Genomic DNA, 21,135 nt, shown 5'->3' with positions numbered 1-21,135 from the left:
AAAGGGCTCCGCATGCCTGTTCAAGCGCTGCGCTTGAACTCCATGCTCTCAGCCACCCTCAATACCGCCTCCCTCTCGGCGATGTAGTCGCGGGTCAGGGGCACCACGTCGTTGCGCCTGGCGAGCTGAAGCTGGAACACCACCGCATCCTGCCATCGGAAGGCGGATTCCGACATGGCGAGGTAGCATTCCCACATCCGGCAGAAGCGCTCATCGTAGAGTTTGCGCACCTCTTCCCGATTGGCCATGAAGCGCTCGCGCCAGGCCTGAAGCGTGTAGGCATAGTGCAAGCGAAGGATCTCGATATCGGTGACGATCAGGCCCGCCCGCTCGACGGCCGGCAGAACCTCCGAGAGCACCGGCAGATGCCCTCCCGGGAAGATGTACTTCGTGATCCAGGGATTGGTGGGATAGGGCGTGCCCGAGCGCCCTATGGTGTGGAGCAGCATCACGCCGTCGTCCTTCAGAAGCCTCCGGCAGGTCTGGAAATACTCGTCATAGGAGGCGAGGCCCACATGCTCGAACATGCCCACAGACACGATGCGGTCGAAGCTGTCCCTGGTGGAACGGTAATCCTCAAGCTCGAACCTTACGCGGTCCAGCAGTCCGGCGGTGGCCGCGCGCTTGCGCGAGACCTCGAGCTGCTCCTCCGACAGGGTCACGCCCTTCACTGAGCCCACGCCAGCAACCTGCGCCAGATAAAGCCCCATGCCGCCCCAGCCGGAGCCGATGTCGAGCACGCTATGGCCGCGATCCACCAGGAGCTTGGCCGCGATGTGCCGCTTCTTGGCCAGCTGCGCCTCTTCGAGGCTGGCATCCGGATGGTCGAAATAGGCGCAGGAATATTGCTTGTCGCTGTCGAGGAAGAGGGAATAGAGGCGCCCGTCGAGATCGTAGTGATGGGCGACGTTCCGCTTCGAGCGGTGGGCATCGTTCTCGCTGCGCCGTATCATCCTGGTGCGGATTCTGCGCAGGCGATGAAGAGGAAGCTCGTCGAGTTCGCCGCGAGTGTCTTGGAGCAGGAGCTGGAGCAGGTCCAGGATGCTGCCCTTTTCGATGACAAGTCTGCCGTCCACGAAAAGCTCGCCGAGCTTCAGTTCGGGATGGAGGCAGAGGGCCATCTGGGCCGGCGCGTCCGTGAACCGGATGGCGACCTCGGGCATTCCGCCGTCGCCGAAGGTCAGTTTCTGCCCTCCGGCGGTGGTCATCGTGAGGGTGCCGTGTTTCACGGCACGCGTGAAGGCGGTGGTGAGGATCTTCTCTGACAGCATGGATACAATCCCCGTGCCGTTGAACTCCTGCACGGGGATTGTTGCGCTTTAGGCAAAAATGTCCAGAGGCTGAGCTATGCTCCCGCGGAACCGAAGACCCGCGTGAAGATCGTGTCCACATGCTTGAAGTGGTAGCCCAGGTCGAAACAGACCTCGATCTCCTCAGGCTTCAGGTACTTGGCCACGTCCGCGTCGTTCTTGAGGAGCGTCAGGAAGTCGCCTTCGCCGCGCCAGACTGGCATCGCGTTGCGCTGCACCAGACGATAGGCGTCCTCGCGGGAGGCGCCTTTCTGGGTGAGCGCCAGCAGGACGCGCTGCGAGTGAACGAGGCCGCCGAGACGGTCCAGGTTCTTCTGCATGTTCTCGGGATAGATCACGAGCTTGTCGATGACATTCGTGAGGCGCGCCAGCGCGAAGTCGAGGGTCACCGTCGCGTCGGGGCCGATCATGCGCTCGACGGAGGAGTGGGAGATGTCCCGCTCGTGCCACAGCGCCACGTTCTCCATGGCGGGCATGGCATAGGCGCGCACCATGCGGGCGAGGCCGGTGAGGTTTTCCGTGAGCACCGGGTTGCGCTTGTGCGGCATGGCCGACGAACCCTTCTGGCCCGCCGAGAAATACTCTTCCGCTTCCAGAACCTCGCTGCGCTGCAGGTGGCGCACTTCCGTCGCCAAGCGCTCGATGGAGGAGGCGATGACGCCCAGAGTCGCGAAATACATGGCGTGCCGGTCGCGGGGGATGACCTGGGTCGAGACGGGCTCGACCTGCAGCCCCATCTGCTCGGCCACGTATTCCTCGACGCTCGGGTCGATATTGGCGAAGGTGCCGACCGCGCCCGAGATGGCGCAGGTGGAAATCTCGCGCTGGGCCTCGATAAGGCGGATCTTGCAGCGCTCGAACTCGGCATAGGCCTGGGCGAGCTTGAGGCCGAAGGTGGTGGGCTCGGCGTGGATGCCGTGCGAGCGGCCGATGGTCGGCGTCATCTTGTGCTCGAGGGCCCGGCGCTTGATGGCGGCAAGCAGCTCGTCCATGTCGCGCAGAAGGATGTCCGTGGCGCGGGCGAGCTGGACGTTGAAGGTGGTGTCGAGCACGTCCGAGGAGGTCATGCCCTGGTGGACGAAGCGGGCCTCGGGACCGACGATCTCGGCCAGATGCGTCAGGAAGGCGATGACGTCGTGCTTCACTTCGCGCTCGATGGCGTCGATGCGCTCCACGTCGAAGGTGGCCTTGGAGCCCTTCTCCCAGACGATTTCTGCCGCTTCCTTCGGCACGACGCCGAGATTGGCCAGAGCCGTCGTGGCATGAGCCTCGATCTCGAACCAGATGCGGAACTTGGATTCCGGCGACCAGATGGCCACCATCTCGGGACGGCTATAACGAGGGATCATCGCTCTTCACTTCCACGCGGGGGGATATGCCCGCGCGGTAGCACGATCCCTCTATGATCTCAACGTGCCTTCTCGGCAGCCTCGCGGATGGCAGCCATGTTGGCGGCGTAGGCTTCAGGGCCGCCCTTGAAGGTGGCGGAGCCCGCAACGAGCGCGTTCGCACCGGCTGCCGCCACGAGGGGTGCAGTCTCGGCGGTGACGCCGCCGTCGATCTCGATGTCGATGTCGCGGTCGCCGATCATGGCCTTCACCCGGCGGACCTTATCGCAGACCGAAGAGATGAAGGCCTGGCCGCCGAAGCCTGGGTTCACCGTCATGAGGAGTACGAGATCCACCATGTCGAGAACCGGCTCGATGGCGGCTTCGTGCGTGCCGGGGTTCAGCACCACGCCGGCCTTCTTGCCGAGCGCCCTGATCGTCTGCAGCGAGCGGTGCAGATGCGGACCTGCCTCCGCATGAACGCTGATGATGTCCGCGCCCGCCTTGGCGAAGGCCTCGAGATACGGGTCGACCGGAGCGATCATCAGATGCACGTCGAAGACCTTCTTCGTGTGCGGACGGATCGCCTTCACGATGTCGGGGCCCATGGTGATGTTGGGCACGAAGTGGCCGTCCATCACATCGATGTGGATCCAGTCGGCGCCGGCGGCGTCGATGGCGCGGATTTCCTCGCCGAGCTTGGAGAAGTCGGAGGCGAGAATGGAGGGGGCAATGAGCAAGGGGCGTGTCATGAAAAGGGCCGGTAACACGCGCTTTGGCATACGGCAACGGGCATTGGCGCCGCGCCATAAACCATTTCAAGACCACTTGGCTGGGGAGAGGCGTTTTAGCCGCTTGAAAGACATGGACGCGCCCGCTCGAAGAAGGGTAAGACTCCGCTTGAAAAAGAGGCAGATGGCCTCCGCTCTTCTGAAAGGGCGAGATAACAGGGCAGGGCTTCATGCGTAAGGATGTGATTGTTCTTGGCGCCGGCATTGTCGGTGTGTCGATTGCCGTGCATTTGCAGAAACGCGGCCGTTCAGTGCTCTTGGTCGACAAGCGCAAGCCGGGCGAGGAGACCTCCTTCGGCAACGCGGGCCTGATCCAGCGCGAGGGCGTCTATCCTTATGGTTTCCCGCACGATTTCGGGGCCCTGCTGCGCTATGCCCTGAACAACACCATCGACGCGCATTACCACTGGGCGGCCATCCCGAAGCTCGCGCCCTTCCTGTGGCAGTACTGGATGCATTCGCGCCCTGCCCAGCACAAGGCGATTGCGCGCATGTACGCGCCGCTCATCGAACACTCCGTCACCGAGCACATGGCGTTGGCCGAGGAATCCGGCTCCACGCACCTCATTCGCCCGACCGGCTGGCTGAAGGTGTTCCGCGACGAGAAGACCCGCGACGCGCAGCTCCGTGACGCGGAGGCCGTGAAGCGCGATTTCGGCGTGAACTTCAAGGCGCTCGACACAAAGGGCGTGGCCGAAAGCGAGCCGCACCTGAAGGTGCAGACCAAGGGCGGTATCCATTGGACGGACCCGGCTTCCGTGTCCGACCCGCACCTGCTCACCATGGGCTATGTAGGCCTGTTCGAGCGGCTCGGTGGTGAGTTGGCCGCGGGCGATGCCAAGACCCTGGAGGAAACCTCCAACGGCTGGCTTGTGCAGACGGAGAAGGGACCGGTCGAAGCCCGCGAGGTCGTCGTGGCGCTGGGCCCGTGGGCGGACGTGGTCACGAAACGTCTTGGCTACAACCTGCCTCTCGCGGTCAAGCGCGGCTATCACATGCACTACAAGCCGGAAGGCAACGCGGTGCTCAACAAGCCGACCCTCGATTTCGACCGCGGCTACTTCCTGGCCCCGATGTCGAAGGGAATTCGCCTGACGACAGGCGCGGAATTCGCGGATCGGGATGCGCCCAGAAGCCCGGTTCAGCTCCAGCGCGCCGAGCCCATCGCCAAGGAGTTCTTCCCCCTCGGCGAGCGGGTCGATCCCCATCCCTGGATGGGCACGCGCCCCTGCACGCCGGACATGATGCCGATCATCGGCAAGGCCCCGCGCCACAAGAACCTGTGGTTCGGCTTCGGCCATGCCCATCACGGCCTGACCCTCGGTCCTGTGACTGGCCGCCTGCTTGCCGAGATGATCACGGGCGAGCCGCAGACGGTCGTCGATCCGAAGCCTTATCGCGCAGAGCGGTTTTAAAAGGCTGCCCTGGAAAGGGCAGACCCTTCACTTTCCGTCATGGCCGGGCTTGCCCCGGCCATTTTCGTTCCCGCCTCGCTACCCTCATCCTGAGGCCTACGAGGTATAGCTGCCTGCTTCCCAGAGCCAGCCTGGAAACGAAAATGGCGGGTGTTTCCCTCCCCCTTGTGGGGAGGGCTAGGGTGGGGGTGCCAGCTCCTGACCTTGGTACGCTAGAGCTCACACCCCCACCTCCAACTCCTCCCCACAAGGGGGAGGAGGGCTGCCCGCGCTTTATGAGACAGCCTGTCAGGGGGGCGGTGGACGGACGTGCTGGGTAAGAAAAACTAGCCACGATATGTGGAAAGCTTCCGTTGTTTGATCGGGAGGCGTTCCGCGAGCTTGGCAGCCTCCCAAGGGGTGCGCCACAATGGCGAGGCCATATCGTCATTGCGCGGGGGCTGTGATGGAACAGACGATCACTTTCCTTTTGAGCAACTTCACCCTGACCTTCTTCGTGCTGGGACTGATCGCAGCGCTGATCTCGCTGTTGCGCCAACGGGGCGGGGGCGTTGCCGCCGAGGCGCTGCTCTCCTGGTTCCTGTTTTTCGCCCTCGGCGTCACCTTCCTCTACAATTTCGTCATGCACGTCTTCTTCTCGGAGATGGCAGCCTCGTTCATCGGCTGGCAGACGAGCCCGTTCCAGAAGGAAGTCGGCTTCGCCAGCCTCGGCTTCTCCGTTGTCGGTTTTCTGGCCTTCCGGGGCGGCTTCGGCGCGCGGTTGGCCGCCCTCGTCGGCCCGGCCTGCTTTCTCTGGGGCGCGGCTGCCGGCCATGTGGTGCAGATGGTGGAGGCCCACAACTACGCTCCCGGCAATGCAGGCGTCATCTTTTACACCGACATCCTGATCCCGGTTTTCGGCTTCATCCTGCTGTGGCTGCGGTACAGGGCAGGCTCCACCTCAAGCGATCCTGCGCGCCTCTCAGCCGCGAGCAGGCTTTAAGGCATTTCCTGCGAACCTGTCCTTCCACGACGGTTGCGCGCCTTCGAAGGGCAGGGCGGTCGCCTCATAAACTCCGCGGGCGATGGCGCGCGCGAGACAATCGGCGGCGAGGGCGCCGATCTCGATGAAATCTCCGGCCTCGTCCTTCAGAGGCTTCCTGCCCGTTGCCGCGGCGAAAACCGTATCTCCATCGAAAAGCGCATGGGCGAAGCGCAAGCCCTTCGCGTGGCCGTCGTGGGAAATCACCGCAAGCCGCTTGGCTTGAGCCTTGGTCAGCACGGCATCCGTTGCGATGAGGGCGATGGTCGTCGAGATGGGAGGCGCAGCATCCCGCATGCGGCCTTTCCAATCGAGCTTTCGCATCTCGGCCGTGATGCGGGGAGGGTGGCCGAGGCCGCCGAACTCCTCACCCTCCTCGTAAGCGCCCGCCCAGAAATGCGGACCGTCTCCGATAAGGGCCGAGGACAAGGCATTGACGATGACGAGCGCGCCTACCGTGTAGCCGCCACTGGTCACGGCGCTCGCCGAGCCGAGGCCTCCCTTCACATCGACCGTCGTGGCTCCATAGCCGCCGCCCGCCGTGCCGAGGGCAAAATCGAGACCTGCATTCCTGGCGGCCTCGTAACCGAGTTCGCGATAAGGTGGATAACGGTCCCAGTCCTTGTTGCCGCCGTTGAGCAGGTCGAAGGTGATGGCCTGAGGCACCAGCGGCACCAGCGCCGCACCAACAGCGAAGCCGATGCCATTCTCGCGCAGATACGCCTGCACGCCGCCTGCCGCGTCGAGGCCGAAAGCCGAGCCGCCGGAAAGAACGATGGCGTTGACGCCGGGCACAGCCTTATCCGGCTCCAGCAGGTCGGTGTCCCGGGTGCCGGGCGCTCCGCCGTTGACGGCATAGGAGGCGACCGCCGGCTCGTCGAACAGGATCGCCGTGACGCCGGAGGCGAGGGCTTCGTCATGGGCATTGCCGACCCGGAGACCCGCCACATCGGTGATGAGATTGCGCAAAGCTGTCATTCCCTCAGGCAACCCTAAAAAGACAGGCTTCACAAGCAGGAGAGGCCTGCATCCACCAGCTTTCTCGTTTCATCGGAAAGGGCTAGAAGGCCCCATGCTCAGCATCTCCTTTCCAGCCGCGGCGCTTGGCGGCCTCATCAGCTTCTTGAGTCCCTGCGTTCTGCCGCTGGTCCCACCCTACCTGTCGTTCCTCGCCGGCACGACCTTCGACCAGCTGCATGCGGGTGACGACCGGGCGATACGCCGTCGGGCGGTTCTGGCGGCGCTTCTGTTCGTGGCAGGTTTTGCCACCGTGTTCGTGCTCCTCGGCGCCACGGCCTCGGCGCTGGGGCAGGTGATCCGGCAATATCTCGATGTTCTGAGCACCATTGCCGGTATCGCGATCATCGTGATGGGCCTGCATTTCCTGGGCGTTTTCCGGATCGGCCTGTTCTACCGGGAAGCCCGTTTTTCCGTGGAGAAGCCGGTGGGGCTGTGGGGCGCCTATGTGATGGGCCTCGCTTTCGCCTTCGGCTGGACGCCCTGCATCGGGCCGGTTCTTGCAGCCATTCTGGCGGTGGCGGGATCGGAGGACAATGTTACCTACGGCGCGATGTTGCTCGCGGCTTATTCAGCGGGCTTAGGCATTCCATTCCTGCTTGCAGCCTTCGCCATGAAGCCGTTCGTGGCCCTGCTCAAGCGCATGCGCTCCCGCTTTGCCCTGATCGAGAAGGTCATGGGCGTCCTGCTGATCCTCACCGGCATCGCCTTCCTCACCGGCTGGATCACCAACATGTCGTTCTGGCTGCTCGAGACGTTCCCGGTTCTGGGGACCTTGGGATAAGGGTTGCCACAGAAAACGGGTCGTTCTCCCGCGCGAGGACCGCGAATGTGGTGATCTCGACAGGAGATCATCATGACGTTTCAGATGCGCGGCCTTGAGGCCGCAGCCTTCGCGCCGTTCTTCCAACTCAGCGACCGAGACCTTGAGGCTATCGGAGGCCAGCGAGTCTATGCGGACGAAGCGGATGCCTATCCATGCCGCATTTCGCTCACGCGCGCTCCGGTCGGCGAGGAACTGCTGCTCATCAGTCACGTACACCTGCCGAAGGCCTCGTCGCCCTACCGTGCCAGCGGGCCGATCTTCGTCAGCCGCTCCGCCGCAACCGGGCATTATCGGGGCGAGCTCGCGCCCATCCTGAAAGATCGGCTCCTCTCCCTGCGCGCTTATGACGGGGCGGCGATGATCGTCGATGCGGAGGTCGCTGAAGGCGATGACGTTCTCGATGTGATCGGGCGCTTCCTGTCCAATCGGCGAGTGGCGCATGTGGATGCGCATTTTGCCCGCAGGGGCTGCTTTGGCGCACGCATAGAGCGCGCTTGACTTCAGGCCGTGATCGTATGGCCGGCTGTGGTGAGAGCTTTCATCGCCCGTTCCAGATCGTTCGCTTTCACGAGCACGTAGTCGGTGCTGAACGTGGATGACGCAAAGATGCCGATTCCTGCCTGCGCGAGCGGGGACAGGACCGATGCCAGGATGCCGGCAACGCTGAAATCGAAAATCTGGAGAATGCGGAAGCAGCGCCAGCCGGCATCGATCTCGGCTCCTGGAGGGGCTTGCTCAAGCGGACAGACCAGCGTCGTCTCCTCGATGGCCTGGATCAGCAGCGAGAACGCTCCCGGCAGGGGCGAGTGGGCGGTTGCTCCTGCGGGCAGGCGACAGACGGCGTAGGGGCTCTCAAGGAGCTGGAGGGTAAGAGCAGGCATGAGGGCTCCGGAGCGCTTCCATGAAAAAACCCGCCCTGTTGCCAGGGCGGGTCCGTTCGGTTGGCTTTTAGGCCAATCGATTACATGCTGACTTCGTTGCCGGCGTAGTCGATCTTGCCGTCCGAGGTCTTCTTCCAGGTGTAGACGACGTAGTCCGGACGGGTGATGTCGCCCTTCTTGTCGAAGGTGAGATCGCCGATCACGGTCTTGAAGGGCTTGCCGGCCTTAAGAGCGTCGGAAATCTTCTTGCCGTCCACGCTGTTGGCCTGCTTTGCAGCCTCGGCCAGGACCTGGGTCGCAGCATAGCTGTAGAGCGTGTAAGCCTCGGGCTCGTAGTTCTTGGCGCGGAACTTCGCAACGACGTCCTTCGCGTTGGGGTTCTTGCGCGGATCCGGAGCGAAGGTCATCAGGGTGCCTTCGGCGCCCGGGCCGGCGATCGAGGTGAACTCGGCCGACACGATGCCGTCACCCGACATGAGCGGGGCGTTCAGGCCCTGGTCGCGCATCTGGCGGATGATGAGGCCGGCTTCCGTGTGGAGGCCACCGAAGTAGACGACGTCGACGCCAGCCTGCTTCAGCTTGGAGACGAGAGCCGAGTAGTCCTTCTCGCCCGGGTTCACGCCTTCATAGACGACTTCCTTCAGGCCCTTTGCGTTCATGGCCTTCTGGGTCTCGTCGGCAAGGCCCTTTCCGTAGGGGGTCTTGTCGTGAATGACAGCAACCTTCTTGCCCTTGAACTTGTCGGCAAGGTAGCCGCCGGCAACGAGGCCCTGCTGGTCGTCGCGGCCGCAGGTGCGGAAGGTGTTCCACATGCCGCGGTCGGTGTAGGTCGGGTTGGTCGAGGCCGGCGAAACCATGACGATGCCAGCTTCTTCATAGACGGACGAGGCCGGGATCGACACGCCCGAGTTGAAGTGGCCGACAACCATCTTCACGCCTTCGGCTGCAAACTTGTTCGCGACCGACACGCCCTGCTTGGGATCCGATACGTCATCGCCGACCACAAGCTCGAGCTTCTGGCCATTGATGCCGCCAGCGGCATTGATGTCAGCAACAGCCTGCTCAACGCCGTTCTTCAGCTGAGCGCCGAAGGCCGCGTTCGGGCCGGTGACGGGGCCAGCAACGCCGATCTTGATCTGGGCGCTGGCTGCGCTGGAGAAGGCGAGGCCAAGACCAAGCGCCACGCCGGTCAACAGCAATTTTTTCATGAGGTCACTCCTCTGGGTGGTTTTATAGGCCCCTCTTCCTCGTGGGGCCGGTTTGACGGTTAACCCGTCATCCAAGGTAACATCATGCCGGTTTTTAGGCACTTGTCACCTGGGAATCTTTTGGGCCAGAGCATCGGATCCAAAAGTAGAATCCACTTTTGGGATCAATCCGATGCTCCAGCTTTTTAAAGCGGCGCATCGTTGAGTGCGGAAAACCGAATCCGCTTTTCCGCACGATGCGCTAGCCCCTGGTAGCAGAAGCCTTTTCCCGCCAGGAGAAAGGTCCGCTCCGCTCGTAGAGCCAGCGGTACTGCGTGGTCATCATCCGGGCGCGGCGGTACTGGAAGCCCAGCGCGCCGATGATCAGCAGCACGATCGTGTCCACCGCATAGTAATGGACCGACAGCAGCGTTCCGCCGAACAGGGCGTAATGGATGAAGCGTACCGCTGCCCCCAGGATGAAAAGGTACAGGATCAGCGTCCAGAAGGGCCGCCAGGTCATGGCGATGGCCCGTCCGGTCATCCAGGCGGCCCAGCCGCCCATGATCACGGTGATGAGAAGAAAGAGCCAGAATGAAGGCTCTTCGTAGAGAATGCCCTGCATCAGTGCCCCCCCTCGAGATAGGCCGCGCGAACCTGCGGATCGTTCAGCAGCTCCTTGCCGGTGCCGCTCATGGTGATGTTGCCCGTGACCATCACATAGCCGCGGTGAGCAAGCTTGAGGGCATGATAGGCGTTCTGCTCCACAAGGAAGACAGTCATGCCGTCCTTCTCATTGAGCTCCTTGATGATGTCGAAGATCTGCTTCACGATCAGTGGAGCAAGGCCCAGCGACGGCTCGTCCAGGAGGAGGAGCTTGGGCCGGCTCATGAGCGCGCGGGCGATGGCCAGCATCTGCTGCTCGCCGCCGGAGAGGGTGCCGCCGCGCTGCTGCAGGCGCTCCTTCAGGCGTGGGAACAGGGTGCAGACCCGCTCGAGATCCTGATCGAAGTGCGCCATTCCATTGATCGAGGCCCCCATCTGCAGGTTCTCGAACACGGTCATGCGCGGGAAGATGCGACGGCCTTCCGGCGATTGCGCGATGGAGAGATGGGCGATCTCGTGGGTCGGCATCTTGGTGATGTCCCGGCCCTGATAGGTGATCGTCCCCTCGCGAGCGCGCGGGTTGCCGAAAATGGTCATCATCAGCGTCGACTTGCCGGCGCCGTTGGCGCCGATGAGCGTGACGATCTCGCCTTCGTGGACGTCCATGTCCACGCCCTTGAGAGCGATGATGTTGCCGTAATAGGTCTTGACGCCGCGCACGCTGAGCAGCGGCTGACGGCCCGCATTGAGCGCGGTCTGTTGAATGCTTGCTGCAGCGGTCATACGCCGATCTCCGCTTCCACTTTCTCGACTTCCTCGTCAGCCACGCCGAGATAGGCGGCGATGACCTTGGGATCGTTCCTCACGTCGGCAGGCAGGCCGTCCGAGATCTTGGTGCCGTAATCGAGCACCACCACATGGTCCGAAATCTCCATGACGACGGACATGTCGTGCTCGATCAGGAGGATCGAGGTGCCGTGATCCTTGCGGATCGCGAGCAGGAGTTCGTTGAGCTCCAGCGACTCGCGCGGGTTGAGGCCGGCTGCGGGCTCGTCCAGGCAGAGCAGGAGCGGGTCCGTGCACATGGCGCGAGCGATTTCCAGACGGCGCTGGTCGCCGTAGGGCAGGTCGCCGGCGGGATCGTCGGCGCGGTGGATGAGCCGGGTCTTCTCCAGCCAGAACTTCGCCTTCTCGATGGCCTCCTTCTCGGCATTGCGATAGCCGCCGAGGCCGAGAACGCCGAGGAAGGTGAAGCCGGAGGCGATCATCAGCGGGTTGTGCTGAGCCACCAGCAGGTTCTCCAGCACGGTCATGCCGGAGAACAGGCGGATGTTCTGGAAGGTGCGGGCGACCTTGGCCTTCCAGTTGATGTCGAAGCCGGGGAGCCTCTCCAGCAGCAGGTGCGAGCCGTCGGGCTTGCGCAGCGCCAGCATGCCTTCCGTCGGCTTGTAGAAGCCGGTGATGCAGTTGAAGACGGTCGTCTTGCCCGCACCATTGGGGCCGATGAGCGCGGTGATGTCGCCGCGCCCGGCCTGGAAGGAGAGGTCGTTGATGGCGACGAGGCCGCCGAAGCGCATCGTGAGATGCTGTACGTCGAGGATGGGATCCTGCAGCCAGCGCATTAGCCGTGTCCTTCCTTCACGAGCGAGCCGGAGATGGCTTTGCGCTCTTTCAAGATCACCGAGGGTTCACGTTCCGAGATGAGGCCACGCGGACGCCAGACCATCATCGCCACCATGCCGACACCGAAGAGGAGCAGGCGGTATTCGTTCGGATCGAAACCTTCGCCGAACACGGCCTTGAGGAAGGTCAGGTTACGCAGGACCTCGGGGAGGCCGACCAGCACGATGGCTGCGATGGCGACGCCGATCTGGGAGCCCATGCCGCCCATGACCACGATGGCCAGGATGATCGCCGATTCCAGGAAGTTGAAGCTTTCCGGAGAGACGAAGCCCTGGCGCACCGCGAAGAACGAACCCGCGAAGCCACCGAACATGGCGCCGATGGCGAAGGCCGTCAGCTTCGTGTTCGTGGTGTTGATGCCCAGTGAGCGGCAGGCGATCTCGTCCTCGCGCAGTGCTTCCCAGGCACGTCCCACGGGCAGCTTGCGCAGGCGCATGGTGACGAAGTTGGTGAGAAGCGCGAGCACCAGGATGAGATAATACAGGAAGATGATCCTGTGCATGGTGCTGAACTCGAGCCCGAAGGTCTCCGCGAAGCCGCCTTCGCCCGCCGTGAACGGGATGCCGAAGAAGGTCGCGCGCGGGATCGAGGAAATGCCGGCGCCGCCGTTCGTCACGTCCACCCAGTTGATGAGAACGAGGCGGATGATCTCACCGAAGGCCAGCGTCACGATGGCAAGATAATCGCCGCGCAGGCGCAGCACCGGGAAGCCGAGGATCATGCCCCAGAAAGCGGCGAGAATTCCGGCGAGGGGCAAGCAGATCCAGAACGACAATCCGAACGTGGTGGAGAGCAGGGCGTAGGAATAGGCGCCGACCGCATAGAAGGCGACGTATCCCAGATCGAGCAGGCCTGCGAGGCCCACCACGATGTTCAGGCCCCAGCCGAGCATCACGTAAGTGAGGATCAGGATGCCGAGGTCGATCCAGTAGCGGGATTCGTTCAACCCGCCCTGGATGAGGTAAATCAGCACCGGGAAGGCCAGCGCAACGCCCAGGAAGAAGGGAATGGCGAATTTCGAGACGTGCTGGAAGGCGCTCGGCTCCGCATGGACCGGCTCCGTGGCCTGATGGGCGCTAGGAGTCGCTTGCCGATAGGCGCGAGACGCTGTGAAGGCGTGAAGCGCAAGCCGGACACCGAACACGATGGCCGTGATGATCAGCGCAAGATCCCACCGGGAGCGCAAGAACAGCTCCGCTCCGCTCTGCTCCGTCTTGAAGGAGAGGATCGGAATGGACAGGCCGAAGGTGATCAGCGCGGTCCTGAAGGAGTCGAACAGAGCCGCCTTCAGGTCGAAGGTTTTCGTAACGGCCTCGGTCTGGGCCGAAGTGGTGATGGAAGGAGCGTTCATGCTCGGTAAGCTCCTTAAACCTTCTCGACTTCAGGCCGTCCGAGAATACCGGAGGGCATGAAGATCAAGACGATGGCTAGGATCGAGAAGGCAGCGACGTCCTTGTACTCGATCGAGAAATAAGCCGACCAGAAGGTCTCGATGAGACCGATGATAAGGCCGCCGAGGACGGCGCCCGGAAGGGAGCCGATGCCGCCAAGAACGGCTGCCGTGAAGGCCTTCACGCCCGGCACGAAGCCGTCGGCGAAGCTCACGACGCCATAATACAGCAGATACATGGTGCCAGCGACCGCCGCGAGCGAAGCGCCGATCACGAAGGTAAGCGAGATCGTGCGGTCCACGTTGATGCCCAGAAGGGCAGCCATCTTGCGGTCCTGCTCGCAGGCGCGCTGGGCGCGGCCGAGCGAGGTTTTCTGGACGACGTACCAGAAGATCGTGAGCAGCACGGCCGTTACGACCATGATGATGATCTGCTTGTAGGAGATCGCCACGTTGTAGCCGCTTTCGCCCTGGAACAGGACGATCACATCACGGATCATCGGAGGCGTCGGCTTGTTGCGGGCGCCCTGTGCAACCTGGACGAAGTTGGACAGGAAGATCGAGACGCCGATGGCCGAGATCAGCGGCGCCAGGCGGAAGGAGCCGCGCAGGGGCCGATAGGCGACCCGCTCGATGGCCCAGCCCCAGAGCGAGGTCAGCACCATCGCGATGATGAGCACGATAAAAAGTGCCAGCACGACGGAAGAGATCCCGAGCCAAGTGGTCAGGATCAAGAAGAAGATGAGCGCGATGAATGCGGAGAGCATGAAGACGTCGCCGTGGGCGAAGTTCACCATGCCGATGATACCGAAGACCATCGTATAGCCGATGGCGATGAGGCCGTAGATCGACCCCAGCGTCAGCCCATTGATGAGCTGCTGCACAAAAATTTCCATGTCCTACCCTTAGCCCTCTGGAAGCGGGTCTTGCTTGGGAAACGGCACAACAAAGCACGATTGGGGGTGCAAGGCCAAGCCGGTACCTCTGGGAAGGGCGTCTCTAGCAAACCGTTTTTCGTTCGACAACGGAGTGTTAAGATTCGGATCACGCATATTGATGGAATACGCGGCAGACTTTGGTCCAATAAGAGGCAGGGTGCCCAAGGTGGCTTCCAAAGCCCGGTTGCCGGCCCCATATGCACGCTACGCCTTGTGCTCCGCTCGAAAGAGTGGGAGAGGCTTCCTGGAAGAACATGTTGAAGACTCCCGCTCCTCCCTCGTCCGCCGAAACCGATGCGCAACGCCTCGACGCCGTCCTCTTCCGTGAGGGCATGAGCCGCGTCGCCGCAGCCGTGCACGTGGTGACCACGGACGGCCCAGCGGGCCCTGCCGGATTCACGGCAACCGCCGTCACGCCCGTGACCGACGACCCGGCTTCTCTCCTTGTTTGCGTCAACACAGGCGCCCGTTCCGCTCAGGCGCTCCTATCGAACGGCGTCTTCTGCGTGAATGCGCTGGCCGCGGATGATCGGGCCCTGGCGGATGTCTTCGCCGGTCGTGCGAAACTCCAAGGGGCGGAACGCTTCACCAGCGGTGAGTGGGATAGCCTCGTCACCGGCGCGCCCGTTCTCAGAACAAGCCTCGTCTCCTTCGATTGCCGCCTGACCGATGCCCGGGTTGTCGCCACCCATCATGTGCTCATCGGTGAGATCGTGAACATCCGGCTCGGCGAGATCAGGCCTGCGCTCGTCTATCAAGGGCGGCTTTATCGCGACCTCTGACCTTCAAGGGGATGTGAGCGCAAGGAACCTTCGACCCGAAATTTCCTTTAGAAGCACACATGCTTTTAGAGGTTCTCTCATGTTCAAGCTCATTCGAAACATCGTGATCCTGCGTCAGGCCTGGAAGCTGCTGAAGCGGCGGCGCTGATCGCCTACGTGCTTCGGGCCGGTCCCGGCGCATAGGGACTCCAGCCTGTGATCTGCACGAAACCATCCCTTGCTGCGACGACCATATGCCTGCGGTGCCTGTGAACGAGCGTGCCAGGCCTGAAGTCATGTGTTTCCGGCCATCCGCTGGCCTCCCAGAGATAGAGGTAGCGGGAATCCACCTGCGCGAAGGCCTCGATGGAGCCGAAGGCGCGGATCGTGCGCAGCACCTCGTCCACGCTTCCCGTCCATCTGACCGTTCTCTCGGATTGGGTGATGCGCGGCCAATAAGACCCTGAACCCTGCGGCCTGGCCTCCCGCCATAGTCGCGGAAGGTCTTCCGCCAGATGGATCGCCATGCCCTTGGCTGCCATCTGACATTTGGCGAGGAGGGTGTCGTGGGTTTCCTGCGGGCTCAAGGCAAACCGCGCTTGCGTGAGGATGGGACCGGTGTCGAAAAAGGGCTCCAGGGCATGGGCCGTTACGCCCCATTCAGGAAGCTCGTCGAGAATCGCTTTGAAGAGCGGGTAGGGCCCGCGCCCATGTGGCAGGGGCGAGGGATGGAAGTTGAAGGCATAGGGCACATGGGGCTCCCAGCCTTTTACGAGCCAGGGATAGCCTGCCACCACCAACGCATCGCAGCGAAGAGCCTTCAGCCCCGCAAGATCGGACGGAAGGATACGCGACATCTGGATCGGGAGCCGCAGGCTGCGGGCGCGGGAAACCGTGGCTTCGTTGAAGTCGTAGATGCCGTCGCAGGGCCTGCTGAACAATTTGACGGGCTGCCACCCCCTGTCGATTAGGGTCTCGAATACATCTCCGAGAAAATCGATTCCGGCAAAAGCGAAGCGCATTCCCGGTCGACTCCTCTCAACGGGCCAATGCTTAGTGAAGGCAAGTTCATGCCGTAACGCAAGCTGCCTTTTCTCCCTGTTCGACCATTGACTCCAGTATATTGGAAATGCACTCTATCTTTATGGAAGAGATAGCCAGCATTAATGCGCACCTTGCCGAGCGCCTCCGAAGCTTACGTACTGAGCGTGGGCTGACCCTCGATGGACTGGCCGAGCGTACAGGGGTGAGCCGCTCGATGATTTCTCTCATCGAGCGCGGCGAGAGCAGCCCTACGGCGGTGGTTCTGGACAAGCTCGCTGCAGGGTTGGGAGTGACGCTCGCCTCCCTCTTCGCCGAGCAGAAGAATGCAGCGGCCCAGCCCTTGATGCGCCGCGCCGACCAGCGTGTCTGGCGCGATCCGGACAGTGGCTACCTGCGGCGCAACCTGTCGCCTTCCAGCTTTCCATCCCCCATCGAACTGGTCGAGGTGATCATGCCCGCCGGAGTTCGCGTCGCCTATGACACGGGTCGCCGCTCGGTCGGTGTGAGCCAGCAGATCTGGATCGTCGAAGGGGAGATCGAAGTGAGCCTGGGCGATGAGACCTATCGGCTTCTCATGGGCGACTGTCTGTGCATGGACATCGAGCAGCCGACCATCTTCCGCAACCTTTCGGACCAGCCCGCCCGCTATCTGGTTGCGCTGGCCACCGACACGAAGTTTCCAGCCCGCCAGAGGTTCACATGAGCGATACCGTCACGATCCGCGTCCTGTCGCCTGAGGAAGCTGCTGACCAAGTCGGAGGCTTGTCCCAGGTCCTGATCGACTGCGTGGAAGGCGGGGCCTCCGTCAGCTTCATGCTGCCGATGACAAAGGACAAGGCGCATGGGTTCTGGAGAGGTGTCGCGGAGGGCGTGGCGGCAGGCGAGAGAGTTCTTCTCGTCGCCGAGGCCGATGGCGAGATCGTCGGCACCGTTCAGGTGGTCCTGGAGCAACCGGAAAATCAGCCCCACCGAGCCGATATTTCCAAGATGCTCGTGCATCGCAAGGCGCGAAAGCGCGGTGTCGGCGCGGCCCTCATGCTGGCAGCCGAAGCTGCTGCGGCCAAAGCGGGAAAGAGCGTCCTCGTGCTCGATACGGTGACCGGCAGCGATGGGGAGCGCCTCTACGCCCGTCTCGGTTGGCAGCGGGTGGGCGTGATCCCGAACTATGCCCTGTGGCCGCAGGGCGGGCTGTGCGACACCACCTATTTTCACAAGCAGATCACAGCTGCTTGAGCCTGCCTGAACGGCCACTCCAAGGGCTTGCGGGAACCCGCGGCTGCGCTCAAGATTTAGCCTTGAGCATAGGGCAGGACTTCGCCCTCATGACGGGGCTGGGCCTGCCTCTCAGGACTGGAGAGGGAGTTCGCATGGCGTCTAAGGATTTTATTCGTCAACTGGAAGGTTACGGGCTGACCACCGCCCAGATCCTTTATCGGATGCCGGACCATCCCACGTTCCTGCAAACCTATATCTGGCAGGATTATGATCTTGCTCCTCGCTTCCCGGTTCTTATCGATTTCCTGGAGTTCTGGAAGCGGGAACTGGCCGGACCGCTCCATTCTGTGACGATCACCCACGCACAATTGATCCGCCCTGCCGAGTTCCGTGCGGTTTCGGGGGAGATCAACATTCACTAAGATCCTTGCTGCGATTGGATTTGTTCTCCTGCAGGAACAAAAGCCAGGCAATAATGCATCGCAAGAATGATCCCGAAAGTGCATTCCACTTTCGGGTCCAATGCTATAGAGAGGCTCGTCGCCTCGAACTGGCCAGGGCTCCTTGTTTTCCAACGCTCGTACATCTCAGATCCTGCTCGCCCTTGCCTCGCAACCAGGCGAGCGACTGACTGTGCGCGATATCATGGGCGTGCTGCAGGACAGGGCTTTCGCGCTTCTCATCGTTCTGCTGGGCCTGCCGAACTGCCTGCCCATGCCGCCGCCGATCCCGTTGGTCTGCGGCCTGCTTCTGGCACTTGTCGCGATTCAGATCGTGTTCGGCCGCGATGCCCCTTGGCTTCCGGGTCAGCTCATGAACCGTTCTCTTGCCCGCACCGACGTGGAGCGGGCCGTCGGTCGCGCCATGCCCGCCTTCCGCAAGCTGGAGCGATTTTCGCGCCCGCGCCTGACCTTCATCGACACGCCTGTGGCCATGCGCATCATGGGTGCGATCATCCTCGTGATGGCGCTGGGCCTCCTCTTCGCGCCGCCCTTCGTGGGCCAGATCCCCATGGGCCTTGCGGTCTGCCTCGTCGGCCTCGGGCTCGTTGAGCGGGACGGGCTCGTGATCGTCGGAGGGCTGATCATCGGCTCTATCGGCATGGTGCTCAGCCTGGGCTTCATCTATGCCATCTTCACGGGCATTGAGACGGTCCTCTAGAAACGAAAATGCCCGGCACAGAGCCGGGCATTCGGTTTCGAAATGAGCCGATCTCAATCGTTGTCGTCGAATTCCGGAGCAGCCTTGAGCTGATCGACGGGCATGTTCAGCATGAGGCGCATGTCGTCGGACCTGCTGGCACTGGACGCGTTGGTGTTCTGGCCTTGAACGGAGCCTGTCGTCTGGGCCTCAGGCATCATCTGGAAAGCCGTCATAGGCAGCGCCACGGTGCGGTCGCCAAAGCCTTCGTCCACTTCGATCACGACGCCTGCAACCTGGCCGTTCCGGTCGAGGATCACATCCTCGACTTCACCGATGTCCTTATTGTCCGCGCCGAACACATCCAGATCCATAAAATCCGACATCAGCATGGAGCCTGCGGGCAATTGCGTCATGAAGCGCGGCGTACCAGGAGCCGGTGCGCCGGCGGACGGCGCGGATTGAGCCATGGCGCCGGTCGCCAGCAGCGTCGAGCCGAGCAGGCCTGCCATCAGAAGGGTTTTCATCGATCATCTCCTCAATCACTTATTCTGTGAGAGAGTAACGCGACCGAGCGAGGTTGGTTCTGACGCCAAGCTCAGATGAGGCGCAATCCCTTCAAGCTCGCATGGCCTTCACGTCCGACGATGATGTGGTCATGAACCGTGATGCCCAAGGGCTTCGCGGCATCGATGATCTCCTTGGTCATCTTGATGTCGGCGGAGGAGGGGGCTGGGTCACCTGAGGGATGATTGTGGACGAGGATCAAGGCGGAAGCGGAGAGCTCGAGTGCCCGCTTCACCACCTCGCGCGGATAGACGGGCGTGTGATCGACGGTGCCGGATTGCTGCACCTCGTCGGCGATCAGTGCGTTGCGCTTGTCGAGGAAGAGCAGGCGAAACTGCTCCTTGTCCATGAACGCCATGGCCGTGCGGCAATAGTCGAGCACCGAGGTCCATGAGGACAGGACAGGCCGCTTCGCCACTTCGCCCTTGGCGAGACGACGGGCGGAGGCCTCCACGATTTTCAGATCCGTGACCACGCGCTCGCTGACGCCGTCCACTTCCAGGAGGCGCGAAGGAGAGGCGGCGAGAACCTCGGCGAAGGTGCCGAAGCGCTTGATCAGGTCCTTGGCCAACGGCTTCACGTCCCGACGCGGGATCGATCGGAAAAGCAGCAGTTCCAGGAGCTCGTAATCCGGCAGAGCATCGCCGCCCACTTCCGTGAAGCGGGCGCGCAGGCGGTCGCGATGGCCGTGATAATGAGGTGTCTCTTCGCCGCTCATGCCCGCCTGTGTAACGTCCGTGTCCGCAACCCTTGCCAATCGGTTGGGGAGCGAATCCATCTTTGCCAGAAGTAACTCTATTCTATAGGCTAGAAGTGGTGAGCAGGGTAGATGGCAAGCCGGTACGGACAGCAGTGCGCAGACCTCACAGTTGCGGGCGTGCAGCTCTATTCCTGTTGACCTTGGGCGGTGGGCTTATTGGAGCCATGGCAGGAGTAATGCTTGGCGCAGTCATATCCGCACCTTTGCTTATCCTGGATTTCGATTGCCCGGGGAGTTCAGGCTGGATGACCGCTACCGCTTTTGCGATCTACTATGGAAGCGCGCTTGCCGGTTTCCTCGGAGGGCTGCTGAAGGTCTATCTTTTCCTGAGAGGGAACTGCTGAGGTCAGGAGTTCCGGCCCGCTTCGTCCTTCGCTAAACCGTATAAGGCGGCTTATCCAAGCCCTTCGGCGAGTAGGTGAACACCTCGACGCCGGTCTCCGTCACGCCCACCATGTGCTCGAACTGTGCCGACAGAGAACGGTCGCGGGTCACGGCGGTCCAGCCGTCGGAAAGCACCTTCACCTGCGGACGGCCAAGATTGATCATCGGCTCGATGGTGAAGAACATGCCGGGCTCCAGCACCACGTTATAGGCCGGCTCCACATAGTGGAGGATCGTCGGGGAGGCGTGGAAGGTCTTGCCGATGCCGTGGCCGCAGAAATCCCGCACCACGGAGCAGCGCTCCGCTTCGGCATAGGCCTGGATGACGGCGCCGATATCGTTGGTGGTCGCGCCGGGCTTCACGGCCGCTATTCCGCGAAGAAGGCATTCATACGTGATTTCGCACAGGCGCTGCGCCCGGCGCGGAACCTCGCCCACATAGTACATACGGCTTGAATCGCCGTGCCACCCATCCAGGATCAGGGTGACGTCGACATTCATGATGTCGCCGTCGCGCAGCGGCTTGTCATTGGGAATGCCGTGGCAGACCACATGGTTGATCGAGGTGCAGATCGTCTTGGTATAGCCGCGGTAATGCAGGCAGGCCGGATAAGCGCCGTTGTCGCGGATGAAGTCGAAGGCGAGCTTGTCCAGGTACTCCGTCGTCACGCCCGGCTTCACGTGCTCGGTCAGCATGTCCAGGCATTCGGCCACCATGCGCCCAGCGCGCCGCATCCCCTCGAAATCCTCGGGTCCATGCAGCGGAATGTCGGAGGAGCGCTTGCGCTCGACAACGGTTGACTCGGTCATTGTCGGTCCTTGCTTTGAAGCCCGAATGTAAGGATCATCCTGCTTGGCGCAAGCAAGGATC

24 protein-coding genes are annotated in these 21,135 nt (G+C 62.4%); 9 read left to right on the top strand and 15 right to left on the bottom strand.

Annotated elements, in window-relative coordinates; genetic code table 11:
- Window positions 1-20: 20 nt before the first annotated feature.
- From BLP10_RS21120 to rpe, 3 genes are all read right to left on the bottom strand, one after another.
- Complete coding sequence (locus BLP10_RS21120; RefSeq protein WP_091139256.1) at window positions 21-1,271, bottom strand: cyclopropane fatty acid synthase; 1,251 nt, start codon at window positions 1,269-1,271, stop codon at window positions 21-23.
- A 74-nt stretch (window positions 1,272-1,345) separates the two neighbouring features.
- On the bottom strand, window positions 1,346-2,659 hold the full coding sequence (purB, locus tag BLP10_RS21115; protein WP_091139204.1) for an adenylosuccinate lyase: 1,314 nt from the start codon (window positions 2,657-2,659) through the stop codon (window positions 1,346-1,348).
- A 59-nt stretch (window positions 2,660-2,718) separates the two neighbouring features.
- Window positions 2,719-3,390 (bottom strand): ribulose-phosphate 3-epimerase, encoded by a 672-nt coding sequence (rpe, locus tag BLP10_RS21110; protein WP_091139253.1) that lies wholly within the window; start codon window positions 3,388-3,390, stop codon window positions 2,719-2,721.
- A gap of 209 nt (window positions 3,391-3,599) precedes the next feature.
- Here rpe and BLP10_RS21105 point away from each other — a divergent pair, with 209 nt between their 5' ends.
- Together BLP10_RS21105 and BLP10_RS21100 are read left to right on the top strand one after the other, a co-directional pair.
- Window positions 3,600-4,844 (top strand): NAD(P)/FAD-dependent oxidoreductase, encoded by a 1,245-nt coding sequence (locus tag BLP10_RS21105; protein WP_091139202.1) that lies wholly within the window; start codon window positions 3,600-3,602, stop codon window positions 4,842-4,844.
- Window positions 4,845-5,289: 445 nt separating this feature from the next.
- The gene (locus BLP10_RS21100) at window positions 5,290-5,826 is read left to right on the top strand and encodes a DUF6790 family protein (RefSeq protein ID WP_091139199.1); all 537 of its coding nucleotides are present in this window, start codon (window positions 5,290-5,292) and stop codon (window positions 5,824-5,826) included.
- On the opposite strand, the gene BLP10_RS21095 is transcribed toward BLP10_RS21100, so the two are convergent.
- The gene (locus BLP10_RS21095) at window positions 5,806-6,834 is read right to left on the bottom strand and encodes a P1 family peptidase (protein WP_175493999.1); all 1,029 of its coding nucleotides are present in this window, start codon (window positions 6,832-6,834) and stop codon (window positions 5,806-5,808) included. The genes BLP10_RS21100 and BLP10_RS21095 overlap by 21 nt on opposite strands.
- Window positions 6,835-6,937: 103 nt before the next feature.
- Here BLP10_RS21095 and BLP10_RS21090 point away from each other — a divergent pair, with 103 nt between their 5' ends.
- Both BLP10_RS21090 and BLP10_RS21085 read left to right on the top strand, forming a co-directional pair.
- Window positions 6,938-7,666 (top strand): cytochrome c biogenesis CcdA family protein, encoded by a 729-nt coding sequence (locus BLP10_RS21090; RefSeq protein ID WP_091139194.1) that lies wholly within the window; start codon window positions 6,938-6,940, stop codon window positions 7,664-7,666.
- Between the two features lie 72 nt (window positions 7,667-7,738).
- On the top strand, window positions 7,739-8,206 hold the full coding sequence (locus BLP10_RS21085; RefSeq protein ID WP_091139191.1) for a DUF1203 domain-containing protein: 468 nt from the start codon (window positions 7,739-7,741) through the stop codon (window positions 8,204-8,206).
- 2 nt (window positions 8,207-8,208) lie between these two features.
- Here the strand turns inward: BLP10_RS21085 and BLP10_RS21080 are convergent, their stop codons facing one another.
- The 7 genes from BLP10_RS21080 to BLP10_RS21050 form a co-directional block, all read right to left on the bottom strand.
- Window positions 8,209-8,589 carry an ACT domain-containing protein gene (locus BLP10_RS21080; protein ID WP_091139188.1) on the bottom strand — a complete coding sequence of 127 codons (381 nt, stop codon included), beginning with the start codon at window positions 8,587-8,589 and terminating at the stop codon, window positions 8,209-8,211.
- A gap of 80 nt (window positions 8,590-8,669) precedes the next feature.
- A complete protein-coding gene (locus BLP10_RS21075; RefSeq protein ID WP_091139185.1) occupies window positions 8,670-9,797 on the bottom strand; it encodes a branched-chain amino acid ABC transporter substrate-binding protein in 1,128 nt (375 codons plus the stop codon).
- 241 nt (window positions 9,798-10,038) lie between these two features.
- Window positions 10,039-10,401 carry a DUF6867 family protein gene (locus tag BLP10_RS21070; RefSeq protein ID WP_091139182.1) on the bottom strand — a complete coding sequence of 121 codons (363 nt, stop codon included), beginning with the start codon at window positions 10,399-10,401 and terminating at the stop codon, window positions 10,039-10,041.
- Window positions 10,401-11,165: an ABC transporter ATP-binding protein gene (locus BLP10_RS21065; RefSeq protein WP_091139180.1), complete on the bottom strand. Its 765-nt coding sequence runs from the start codon at window positions 11,163-11,165 to the stop codon at window positions 10,401-10,403. The genes BLP10_RS21070 and BLP10_RS21065 overlap by 1 nt, the downstream gene beginning before the upstream one ends.
- Complete coding sequence (locus BLP10_RS21060) at window positions 11,162-12,004, bottom strand: ABC transporter ATP-binding protein (protein ID WP_091139177.1); 843 nt, start codon at window positions 12,002-12,004, stop codon at window positions 11,162-11,164. The genes BLP10_RS21065 and BLP10_RS21060 overlap by 4 nt, the downstream gene beginning before the upstream one ends.
- Window positions 12,004-13,416, bottom strand: coding sequence for a high-affinity branched-chain amino acid ABC transporter permease LivM (gene livM / locus BLP10_RS21055; protein ID WP_091139175.1), 1,413 nt, complete (start codon window positions 13,414-13,416; stop codon window positions 12,004-12,006). The genes BLP10_RS21060 and livM overlap by 1 nt, the downstream gene beginning before the upstream one ends.
- 14 nt (window positions 13,417-13,430) lie before the next feature.
- Complete coding sequence (locus BLP10_RS21050; protein ID WP_091139173.1) at window positions 13,431-14,351, bottom strand: branched-chain amino acid ABC transporter permease; 921 nt, start codon at window positions 14,349-14,351, stop codon at window positions 13,431-13,433.
- Window positions 14,352-14,647: 296 nt separating this feature from the next.
- Between BLP10_RS21050 and BLP10_RS21045 the strand changes: the two genes are divergently transcribed.
- On the top strand, window positions 14,648-15,175 hold the full coding sequence (locus tag BLP10_RS21045) for a flavin reductase family protein (RefSeq protein ID WP_091139170.1): 528 nt from the start codon (window positions 14,648-14,650) through the stop codon (window positions 15,173-15,175).
- Between the two features lie 152 nt (window positions 15,176-15,327).
- Here BLP10_RS21045 and BLP10_RS21040 read toward each other — a convergent pair whose 3' ends face one another.
- Window positions 15,328-16,176: a methionyl-tRNA formyltransferase gene (locus BLP10_RS21040; RefSeq protein ID WP_091139168.1), complete on the bottom strand. Its 849-nt coding sequence runs from the start codon at window positions 16,174-16,176 to the stop codon at window positions 15,328-15,330.
- A 107-nt stretch (window positions 16,177-16,283) separates the two neighbouring features.
- Between BLP10_RS21040 and BLP10_RS21035 the strand changes: the two genes are divergently transcribed.
- The 4 genes from BLP10_RS21035 (at window position 16,284) to BLP10_RS21020 (ending at window position 18,574) form a co-directional block, all read left to right on the top strand.
- The gene (locus tag BLP10_RS21035; RefSeq protein WP_091139165.1) at window positions 16,284-16,901 is read left to right on the top strand and encodes a helix-turn-helix domain-containing protein; all 618 of its coding nucleotides are present in this window, start codon (window positions 16,284-16,286) and stop codon (window positions 16,899-16,901) included.
- Window positions 16,898-17,431, top strand: a complete 534-nt coding sequence (locus BLP10_RS21030) for a GNAT family N-acetyltransferase (RefSeq protein ID WP_091139163.1) — start codon at window positions 16,898-16,900, stop codon at window positions 17,429-17,431. The genes BLP10_RS21035 and BLP10_RS21030 overlap by 4 nt, the downstream gene beginning before the upstream one ends.
- Before the next feature lie 134 nt (window positions 17,432-17,565).
- Window positions 17,566-17,835 carry an usg protein gene (locus BLP10_RS21025; protein WP_091139250.1) on the top strand — a complete coding sequence of 90 codons (270 nt, stop codon included), beginning with the start codon at window positions 17,566-17,568 and terminating at the stop codon, window positions 17,833-17,835.
- A gap of 142 nt (window positions 17,836-17,977) precedes the next feature.
- Complete coding sequence (locus BLP10_RS21020) at window positions 17,978-18,574, top strand: exopolysaccharide biosynthesis protein (protein WP_091139160.1); 597 nt, start codon at window positions 17,978-17,980, stop codon at window positions 18,572-18,574.
- Window positions 18,575-18,627: 53 nt separating this feature from the next.
- Here the strand turns inward: BLP10_RS21020 and BLP10_RS21015 are convergent, their stop codons facing one another.
- The 3 genes from BLP10_RS21015 to map form a co-directional block, all read right to left on the bottom strand.
- Window positions 18,628-19,080, bottom strand: a complete 453-nt coding sequence (locus BLP10_RS21015; protein WP_091139158.1) for a PRC-barrel domain-containing protein — start codon at window positions 19,078-19,080, stop codon at window positions 18,628-18,630.
- 71 nt (window positions 19,081-19,151) lie between these two features.
- Window positions 19,152-19,838: a RadC family protein gene (radC, locus tag BLP10_RS21010; RefSeq protein WP_091139155.1), complete on the bottom strand. Its 687-nt coding sequence runs from the start codon at window positions 19,836-19,838 to the stop codon at window positions 19,152-19,154.
- 417 nt (window positions 19,839-20,255) lie between these two features.
- The gene (map, locus tag BLP10_RS21005) at window positions 20,256-21,074 is read right to left on the bottom strand and encodes a type I methionyl aminopeptidase (RefSeq protein WP_091139152.1); all 819 of its coding nucleotides are present in this window, start codon (window positions 21,072-21,074) and stop codon (window positions 20,256-20,258) included.
- Window positions 21,075-21,135 lie beyond the last annotated feature (61 nt).

It is taken from the genome of Microvirga guangxiensis (genome assembly GCF_900102135.1).
GTDB lineage: Bacteria > Pseudomonadota > Alphaproteobacteria > Rhizobiales > Beijerinckiaceae > Microvirga > Microvirga guangxiensis.
Note: the sequence above shows the minus strand (reverse complement) of the source record. Positions and strands in the feature narration are given on the sequence as shown.

What these genes read in the sequence shown, in the direction of transcription:
- BLP10_RS21120 (WP_091139256.1), bottom strand. Translation starts at nt 1,271, where the DNA reads ATGCTGTCAGAGAAGATCCTCACCACCGCCTTCACGCGTGCCGTGAAA.
- purB (WP_091139204.1), bottom strand. Translation starts at nt 2,659, where the DNA reads ATGATCCCTCGTTATAGCCGTCCCGAGATGGTGGCCATCTGGTCGCCG.
- rpe (WP_091139253.1), bottom strand. Translation starts at nt 3,390, where the DNA reads ATGACACGCCCCTTGCTCATTGCCCCCTCCATTCTCGCCTCCGACTTC.
- BLP10_RS21105 (WP_091139202.1), top strand. Translation starts at nt 3,600, where the DNA reads ATGCGTAAGGATGTGATTGTTCTTGGCGCCGGCATTGTCGGTGTGTCG.
- BLP10_RS21100 (WP_091139199.1), top strand. Translation starts at nt 5,290, where the DNA reads ATGGAACAGACGATCACTTTCCTTTTGAGCAACTTCACCCTGACCTTC.
- BLP10_RS21090 (WP_091139194.1), top strand. Translation starts at nt 6,938, where the DNA reads ATGCTCAGCATCTCCTTTCCAGCCGCGGCGCTTGGCGGCCTCATCAGC.
- BLP10_RS21085 (WP_091139191.1), top strand. Translation starts at nt 7,739, where the DNA reads ATGACGTTTCAGATGCGCGGCCTTGAGGCCGCAGCCTTCGCGCCGTTC.
- BLP10_RS21080 (WP_091139188.1), bottom strand. Translation starts at nt 8,589, where the DNA reads ATGCCTGCTCTTACCCTCCAGCTCCTTGAGAGCCCCTACGCCGTCTGT.
- BLP10_RS21075 (WP_091139185.1), bottom strand. Translation starts at nt 9,797, where the DNA reads ATGAAAAAATTGCTGTTGACCGGCGTGGCGCTTGGTCTTGGCCTCGCC.
- BLP10_RS21070 (WP_091139182.1), bottom strand. Translation starts at nt 10,401, where the DNA reads ATGCAGGGCATTCTCTACGAAGAGCCTTCATTCTGGCTCTTTCTTCTC.
- BLP10_RS21065 (WP_091139180.1), bottom strand. Translation starts at nt 11,165, where the DNA reads ATGACCGCTGCAGCAAGCATTCAACAGACCGCGCTCAATGCGGGCCGT.
- BLP10_RS21060 (WP_091139177.1), bottom strand. Translation starts at nt 12,004, where the DNA reads ATGCGCTGGCTGCAGGATCCCATCCTCGACGTACAGCATCTCACGATG.
- livM (WP_091139175.1), bottom strand. Translation starts at nt 13,416, where the DNA reads ATGAACGCTCCTTCCATCACCACTTCGGCCCAGACCGAGGCCGTTACG.
- BLP10_RS21050 (WP_091139173.1), bottom strand. Translation starts at nt 14,351, where the DNA reads ATGGAAATTTTTGTGCAGCAGCTCATCAATGGGCTGACGCTGGGGTCG.
- BLP10_RS21045 (WP_091139170.1), top strand. Translation starts at nt 14,648, where the DNA reads ATGTTGAAGACTCCCGCTCCTCCCTCGTCCGCCGAAACCGATGCGCAA.
- BLP10_RS21040 (WP_091139168.1), bottom strand. Translation starts at nt 16,176, where the DNA reads ATGCGCTTCGCTTTTGCCGGAATCGATTTTCTCGGAGATGTATTCGAG.
- BLP10_RS21035 (WP_091139165.1), top strand. Translation starts at nt 16,284, where the DNA reads ATGCACTCTATCTTTATGGAAGAGATAGCCAGCATTAATGCGCACCTT.
- BLP10_RS21030 (WP_091139163.1), top strand. Translation starts at nt 16,898, where the DNA reads ATGAGCGATACCGTCACGATCCGCGTCCTGTCGCCTGAGGAAGCTGCT.
- BLP10_RS21025 (WP_091139250.1), top strand. Translation starts at nt 17,566, where the DNA reads ATGGCGTCTAAGGATTTTATTCGTCAACTGGAAGGTTACGGGCTGACC.
- BLP10_RS21015 (WP_091139158.1), bottom strand. Translation starts at nt 19,080, where the DNA reads ATGAAAACCCTTCTGATGGCAGGCCTGCTCGGCTCGACGCTGCTGGCG.
- radC (WP_091139155.1), bottom strand. Translation starts at nt 19,838, where the DNA reads ATGAGCGGCGAAGAGACACCTCATTATCACGGCCATCGCGACCGCCTG.
- map (WP_091139152.1), bottom strand. Translation starts at nt 21,074, where the DNA reads ATGACCGAGTCAACCGTTGTCGAGCGCAAGCGCTCCTCCGACATTCCG.